The sequence below is a fragment of the Cellulomonas massiliensis JC225 genome (genome assembly GCF_000312005.1).
Classification (GTDB): Bacteria; Actinomycetota; Actinomycetes; order Actinomycetales; family Cellulomonadaceae; genus Cellulomonas; species Cellulomonas massiliensis.
In genome coordinates this window covers 3,387,525-3,395,152 of the sequence record NZ_HE978588.1, presented here as the reverse complement: position 1 = coordinate 3,395,152, position 7,628 = coordinate 3,387,525, and the positions used below count along the sequence as shown (strand labels likewise).

The 7,628-nt window shown below is 73.1% G+C and carries 4 protein-coding genes; all 4 read right to left on the bottom strand.

All coding sequences use genetic code 11. The features are described from left to right. Nucleotides 1–240 precede the first annotated feature (240 nt). From glgB to HGCM_RS16090, 4 genes are read right to left on the bottom strand one after another with little or no spacing between them, the layout of a single operon-like run. Nucleotides 241–2,421, bottom strand: coding sequence for a 1,4-alpha-glucan branching protein GlgB (gene glgB / locus HGCM_RS16105; protein WP_019137847.1), 2,181 nt, complete (start codon nt 2,419–2,421; stop codon nt 241–243). Between the two features lie 51 nt (nt 2,422–2,472). Continuing rightward, nucleotides 2,473–3,810, bottom strand: coding sequence for a maltokinase N-terminal cap-like domain-containing protein (locus tag HGCM_RS16100; RefSeq protein ID WP_019137846.1), 1,338 nt, complete (start codon nt 3,808–3,810; stop codon nt 2,473–2,475). Next, a complete protein-coding gene (treS, locus tag HGCM_RS16095) occupies nt 3,807–5,570 on the bottom strand; it encodes a maltose alpha-D-glucosyltransferase (RefSeq protein WP_019137845.1) in 1,764 nt (587 codons plus the stop codon). The genes HGCM_RS16100 and treS overlap by 4 nt, the downstream gene beginning before the upstream one ends. Then, complete coding sequence (locus HGCM_RS16090; protein WP_040399921.1) at nt 5,567–7,561, bottom strand: alpha-1,4-glucan--maltose-1-phosphate maltosyltransferase; 1,995 nt, start codon at nt 7,559–7,561, stop codon at nt 5,567–5,569. The genes treS and HGCM_RS16090 overlap by 4 nt, the downstream gene beginning before the upstream one ends. Nucleotides 7,562–7,628 lie beyond the last annotated feature (67 nt).

The window sequence follows — 7,628 nt, the reverse complement described above, 5'->3', positions numbered from 1 at the left end:
TTGGTGCTGTGGGGGTGGCACCTCAGGTGCCGACCGGTGCGGAGGTCGCGCCGCCAGGTGCCGCGGACCCACGGCCGGCCCAGGCGCTGCCGCGCGACGTGCGCGCCTCGGCTCCGGCAGCGGCTGGCGGCGACGCACGACGCCGTCCCAGCGCCCGCCGTCAGGCAGCCGCAACCGTGGGTCGCCGCCGACCCGGAGCTCGACCTCGGATTCGCCTGCGCCCGTTCCCGGGCACGTTCCTCAGTGCTGGGGGGCGCGGAAGATCGCGGCGCCGAGCGGCGGGATGCGGACGGCCGCCGAGTACGGCCGGCTGTAGTGCGGCTGGGCGTCCGCGTGGATGGCACCGAAGTTGCCGACCCCGGAGCCGCCGTACTCGACGGAGTCGGAGTTGTAGACCTCGGTCCACTCGCCACCGGACGGCAGCGCGAGCCGGTACCCCTCGTGCGGGACGCCCGAGAAGTTCACGACCACCGCGACGTCGGGGACGCCTGATCCCTTGCGCAGGTACGCGAGCGTGTTGCGGCCGGCGTCGTCGGAGTCGATCCACTCGAAGCCGTCGTGCGAGTGGTCCAGCTGCCAGAGCGCGGGGTTCTCGCGGTAGACGGTGTTGAGGTCGCGCAGCGCCCGGAGCACCCCGGCGTGGGCGGCGTCGTCGAGCGCCCACCACTCGAGGCCCGCGTCCTGCGACCACTCGTTCTGCTGGGCGAACTCCTGACCCATGAACAGCAGCTGCTTGCCGGGGTGGGTCCACTGGTAGGCCAGGAGCGCGCGCACCTGCGCGAGCTTCTGCCAGTGGTCGCCGGGCATGCGGCCGTAGAGCGACCCCTTCCCGTGGACGACCTCGTCGTGGCTGATCGGCAGGATGTACTGCTCCGAGTACGCGTACACCATGGAGAACGTGATCTCGCCGTGGTGGTACTGCCGGTGGATCGGCTGCTCCTGCATGTAGCGGAGCGTGTCGTTCATCCACCCCATGTTCCACTTCAGGCCGAAGCCGAGTCCGCCGTGGCTCGTCGGGGCGGTGACGCCCGGCCACGCCGTCGACTCCTCGGCGATGATCATCGTCCCGGGGTTGCGGCGGTAGGCCGTCGCGTTCGCCTCCTGGAGGAACGCGATCGCGTCGAGGTTCTCCCGCCCGCCGTGCCGGTTGGGCCGCCACTGGCCGGCCTGGCGCGAGTAGTCGAGGTAGAGCATCGACGCGACCGCGTCGACGCGCAGCCCGTCCACGTGGAACTCCTCGAGCCAGTACGTCGCGTTGGCGACCAGGAAGTTCCGCACCTCGTTGCGGCCGAAGTTGAAGATGTAGGTGCCCCAGTCGGGCTGCTCGCCGAGCAGCGGGTCCGGGTGCTCGTACAGCGCGGTGCCGTCGAACTGCGCCAGCGCCCACTCGTCCTTGGGGAAGTGGCCCGGCACCCAGTCGACGATGACGCCGATCCCCGCGCGGTGCAGGGTGTCGATGAGGTACCGCAGGTCGTCGGGGTGGCCGAACCGCGACGTCGGGGCGTAGTACCCGGTCACCTGGTAGCCCCACGACGGGGCGAACGGGTGCTCGGCGACGGGCAGCAGCTCGACGTGCGTGAAGCCGAGGTCGGTGACGTAGTCGGTGAGCTGGTGCGCGAGCTCGCGGTACGAGAGCCCGGGACGCCAGGAGCCGAGGTGCACCTCGTAGACGGACAGGGGGCCGTTGTGCGGGTCCCGCGCCGCCCGGGCGCTCATCCACGCGTCGTCGCCCCACGTGTAGCCGGACTCCACGACGACGGACGCGGTGGCGGGCGGCACCTCGGTGCCCCGGGCGAGCGGGTCGGCCTTCTGCCGCCAGCCGCCGTCGGGCCCCAGCAGCTCGAACTTGTACCGCGCGCCGGGGGCGACGCCGGGGACGAACAGCTCCCAGACGCCGCTGTCGCCGAGCGAGCGCATCGCGTGCGTCGAGCCCTGCCAGAAGTTGAAGTCGCCCACGACGCGCACGGCGCGCGCGTTGGGTGCCCAGACGGCGAACGAGGTGCCCTCGACGTCGCCGAGCGGGCTCGGGAACCGGCGGACGTTGGCACCGAGGACGGTCCACAGCTGCTCGTGCCGGCCCTCGCGGATGAGGTGCCGGTCGAGCTCCTGGACGGTGGGCAGGAACCGGTACGGGTCGTCGAACGTCGTCGTCGAGTCGCCGTAGGTCACCTCGACGCGGTAGTCCGGCACCTCGACGCCGGGGAGCACCGCGACCCACACGCCCTCGTGCTCGTGGGTCATCGGGGTACGGGCGTCGCCCGTCACGACGACGACCGAGTCGGCCATCGGGCGTAGGACGCGCACCGTCACGCCGCCGTCGCCCGGATGAGCGCCCAGGACGGCGTGGGGGTCGTAGTAGGTGCCGTGCGCGACGGCTCCGAGGGCGCCGAGATCGACCGGGACCGGGGCGGGGCTGCTCATGCCCCTACCCAACCACCGCGACGGCGTTCTCGCAGGTGGTCGGGCGCGGCCTCAGCCGAGCAGGCGCTCCAACCCCGCCATCGGGATGGGCAGCCAGTCCGGGCGGTTGCGCGACTCGTAGACGGCCTCGTAGAGGGTCTTGTCGAGCTCGAGGGCGCGCAGCAGCACCTGCGTGCGGTGCCGCGCGGCCTCGTCACCGGGGGACTCGCTCGCGTAGCCCTCGAGCGTCGCCAGCCGGGCAGACGAGACCCACGCGTGGGCCGTGGGGCCGGTGAGGCCGCCGACGGCGGCGGCGTACTCGAGCGAGCGGAGCACGCCGGCGACGTCCCGCACCGCGAAGTCCGGACGCGTGCGGTCGGCGAGCGGGGCGAGCGGCTCGCCCTCGAAGTCGGTGACGAACCAGCGGTCCTGGGAGCGCAGCACCTGGCCGAGGTGCAGGTCGCCGTGCACGCGTTGCCGGGGACCGGTCGAGTCGAGCGCGCGGACCTCCGCGATGACCTGGTCGACGGACGGGCGCAGCTCGGCGAGCGCCGGCACGGCGGCCGACGCCCACGCGAAGCGCGCCGCCAGCGCGTCGGAGCCCTCCCGGGCGCCCTCCGGTGCCGGGTCGAGCCCGTACGCGGCGGCGAGCGCCGTGTGCATGGTGGCGACCACGCGCCCGAGGTCGCGCGCGAGGTCGTCGAAGGGCTCCGCGCGGGCGGCGTACGCGCACGCGAGCTCGAACCCGTCCTCCGCGGCCGGCACGAACGCGCTCATGGCGCCCAGGTAGCCGTGGGCGACGCCGCCGCTCGGCGTGGTCCACGACCCGACGAGCCACGCGAGCGGCGCCGGCACGTGCGACCAGCCGACGTCGACGAGGTGGCGGGGGACGTCGACGTCCGGGTTCTCGCCGGGCTGCACCGCGCGGAGCACCTTGAGGATGCCGCCGCCGGCCGGCCCCGCGAGGATCACCGAGGTGTTGGACTGCTCGCCGGCGATGACGCGGGGGGAGTCCGGGTCGAGCCCGTGGGTGCCGGGGCCGTCGGCGTGGGCCAGCCACGCGCGCAGGAACGCGGGGTGCCCCGCGCCGTCGTGCACGTGCGCGCCGTCGAGCACGTGCGGCTCGTCGCCGGACGCGCCCGGCTCGGGGAGGGTGCCCACGACCGTCGGGCCGAGGCGGCGGTCCAGCACCACGGGCACCTGCAGCAGCGTGTCGAGGTCGCCCGCGACGACGCGGACCAGCAGCACCCGGACGTCGTCGGAGAACGGCACGACGGCGTGCACGGACAGGTCCGCCTCGGTGCCCTTCGCGGGGTACCACCGACGGCCCGGGAGCCACGGGCGCAGGACGTCCAGCGCCCGCCGGTCGACGGGCTCGGGCGGGACGGCCTGCACGGTGCGCCGGCTCACCCGTCCGCCGCCTCGGTGACGGAGAGCCAGAAGAACTCGCGGGAGCCCAGGGTGAACGAGGCGGTCCCGTCGGCGCCGACCGTGCCGAAGGTCGCGCCGCCGAACACGTCGACGAGCGTGCGGCCGGCGTGCTCGGGCAGCGTGACCGTCGCGGCCCGAGCGGTCGAGGCGAGGTTCGCCACGACGAGCAGGGTCTCGTCGGCCGTGCTGCGCAGGAACGCGAGCACCGACTCGTTGTCGCACGCGAGCGTCGTGAACGAGCCCTTGCCGAGCGCGGGGTGGCGCCGGCGCACCGAGAGCATCCCGCGCACCCAGTGCAGCAGCGACGTGGGCTGGGCGAGCTGCGCCTCCACGTTGGTGTGCCCGTAGTGGTACACGAGCGACTGCACCAGGGGCAGGTAGAGCTTGCCCGGGTCCGCGACCGAGAAGCCGGCGTTGCGGTCGGGCGTCCACTGCATCGGCGTGCGGACGGCGTCGCGGTCCGGCAGCCAGATGTTGTCGCCCATGCCGATCTCGTCGCCGTAGTACAGGCAGGGGCTGCCCGGCAGCGCGAGCAGCAGCGCGTGCGCGAGCTCGATCTCCTTGCGCGAGTTGTCGAGCAGCGGGGCCAGGCGGCGCCGGATGCCGACGTTGGCGCGCATGCGCGAGTCGGGCGCGTACCAGCCGTACATGGCCGCGCGCTCCTCGGTCGAGACCATCTCGAGCGTGAGCTCGTCGTGGTTGCGCAGGAAGGTGCTCCACTGGGCGCCGTTGTCCGGGATCGGCGGCGTGTCGGCGAGGATGTCGACGATCGGCGCCGCCCGCTGGTCGCGCAGCGAGAAGTAGATGCGCGGCATCACGGGGAAGTGGAAGCACATGTGGCACTCCGGCTCCTCCTCGGTGCCGAAGTAGTGCACGACGTCCTCGGGCCACTGGTTGGCCTCGGCGAGCATGATCCGCCCGGGGAACTCCTCGTCGATCATCGCCCGGACGGTCCGCAGGAACGCGTGGGTCTCGGGGAGGTTCTCGCAGTTCGTGCCCTCGGCCTCGAAGAGGTACGGCACGGCGTCGAGCCGGAACCCGTCGACGCCCACCCGCAGCCAGAACCGCGCGACGTCGAGCATCGCCTCGACCACGCGGGGGTTCTCGAAGTTGAGGTCCGGCTGGTGGGAGAAGAAGCGGTGCCAGAAGTACTGGCGCCGCACCGGGTCGAAGGTCCAGTTCGAGGTCTCGGTGTCGACGAAGATGATGCGCGCGTCCTGGTAGCGCGTGTTGTCGTCGCTCCAGACGTAGAAGTCGCCGTACGGCCCCTCCGGGTTGGAGCGCGACGCCTGGAACCACGGGTGCTGGTCGCTGGTGTGGTTCATGACGAGGTCGATGACGACCCGCATGCCCCGCGCGTGCGCCTGCTCGATGAGCTCGTGGAAGTCGGCGATCGTGCCGTACTGGCCGGCGATCGCGGTGTAGTCGGCGACGTCGTAGCCGCCGTCGCGCAGCGGGCTCGGGTAGAACGGCGGCAGCCACAGACAGTCGATGCCGAGCCACTGCAGGTAGTCCAGCCGCTGGATCAGCCCGCGCAGGTCACCCGAGCCGGCGCCCGTCGAGTCCGAGAAGCACCGCAGCATGACCTCGTAGAAGACCGCCGTGCGGTACCACTCCGGGTCGTCGGAGAGGCCGTCGACCGGCGCCGGGTCGACGGCGGGCTGCCGCCCGGCCGGGAGGCGGATCTGCGAGGTGGTCGGCGCAGGCTCGCGCACCCGGGGCAGGGACGGCGTCGTCACGAGGCCTCCAGCACGACGACGTGGGCGGGACGCTCGGCCGGGTCGAGGCGGACGAACGCCTCCGAGCCCCACGAGTACCACTCGTCGCGCAGCACGTCGTGCGCGCGCACCTGCGCGGGCAGGCCCAGGTCGGCGAGGCCGAGGTTCACGACGCCCTCCCGAGCGTTCCAGGGGTCGAGGTTGACGATGACGACGACGGTGTCGGCCCGCCCCGTCGGGGAGTGCTCCGCGTCGAGGTGCTTGACCCACGCGATCGTGGCGTCGTCGCTGGTGGGCAGCACCCGCAGGGTGCGCAGCTGCTGCAGCGCGGGGTGCTCGCGGCGGATCTCGTTGAGGCGTCCGAGCAGCAGCGCGATGCCGTGCTGGCCCGCGGCGGACCAGTCGCGCGGCTTGAACTCGTACTTCTCGTTGTCGATCTGCTCCTCGACGCCGGGCCGGGGCACGTTCTCGACCAGCTCGTACCCGGAGTAGATGCCCCACGTCGGCGAGCCGAGCGCCGCGAGCACGGCCCGCACCGCGAACCCGGGCGAGCCGGTGGCCTGCAGGTAGGGCGGCAGGATGTCGTGGGTCGTCGGCCAGAAGCTCGGGCGCATCCACGCCCCCTGCTCGCCGGAGACCTCGGTGAGGTACTCGGCGAGCTCCGCCTTCGTGTTCCGCCACGTGAAGTACGTGTACGACTGGTGGAAGCCGATCTTCGCGAGCGCCTGCATCATCGCGGGGCGGGTGAACGCCTCCGAGAGGAAGACGATCTCCGGGTGGGCCGCGTGGACGTCCGCGAGCAGCCACTGCCAGAAGTCGAGGGGCTTGGTGTGCGGGTTGTCGACACGGAACAGCGTGACGCCGTGGTCGATCCAGACCTGCAGCACCCGGCGGACCTCGGCGTAGATCCCGGCGGGGTCGTTGTCGAAGTTGAGCGGGTAGATGTCCTGGTACTTCTTCGGCGGGTTCTCGGCGTAGGCGATCGACCCGTCGGCGCGCGTCGTGAACCACTCCGGGTGCTCGCGGACCCACGGGTGGTCCGGCGAGCACTGCAGGGCGACGTCGAGGGCGACCTCGAGCCCGAGCCCGCGCGCCCGCTCGACGAAGGCGTCGAAGTCGTCGAAGGTGCCCAGGCTGGGCTCGATCGCGTCGTGCCCGCCGTCCTGCGAGCCGATCGCGTACGGCGACCCCGGGTCACCGGGCTCGGTCTGCAGCGAGTTGTTGCGGCCCTTGCGGTTCGTGGTCCCGATGGGGTGGATGGGGGTCAGGTAGACGACGTCGAACCCCATCTCCGCGATCCGGGGCAGCTCCTCGGCCGCGGTGCGCAGCGTGCCCGAGCGCCACTCCTGCGCGCGGTCGTCCCACGTCGCGCCGTGCGAGCGCGGGAAGATCTCGTACCAGGCGCCGTAGAGCTCGCGCACGCGGCCCACCCGCAGCGGGTACGACGGCGACGCGCTCACCAGCTCGCGCAGCGGGGTGCGCGCGAGCGCCTCGCGCAGGGGCGGGGAGATGCCGACCGCGAGCCGGCCCTCGGGCGGCAGGAACGGGTCGACGAGCGCGCGGGCGGCGTAGGCGACGGTCTGCGCGTCCTCCTCGGGCATCGCCTCGGCGCCGGTCCGGGTCGCGGCGCGCTCCAGCAGCCGCGACCCCTCCGTCAGCATGAGCTCGACGTCGATGCCGGCACCGATCTTGATCGTCGCGTCGTGGACCCACGTCGCGTACGGGTCCGACCAGCCCTCCACGCGGAACGTCCAGTCGCCCTCGCGGTCCGGGACGAGCCGCGCCTCGTAGCGGTCGAGCCCGGGCGCGATGTCGCGCATGAGGGCGTGGCTGTGGTCGACGCCGTCGGGGTCGGTGAGGACGGCGGTGGCCGCGACCGCGTCGTGCCCCTCGCGGAACACGGTCGCGCGCACGACGAAGGCCTCGCCGACCACCGCCTTGGCGGGGAACCGGCCGGCCTCGGCCACCGGCGACACGTCGACGACCGGGATCCGGCCGATCCCGGGCTCCACGACCGTGCGGTCGGGCACCCGAGGTCCGGCGGCGCCGGCGCCCTGCGCGGGCACCGCCTCGGCGCTG

Coding starts and splice junctions, on each gene's coding strand:
- glgB (WP_019137847.1), bottom strand. CDS start 2,421: ATGAGCAGCCCCGCCCCGGTCCCGGTCGATCTCGGCGCCCTCGGAGCC.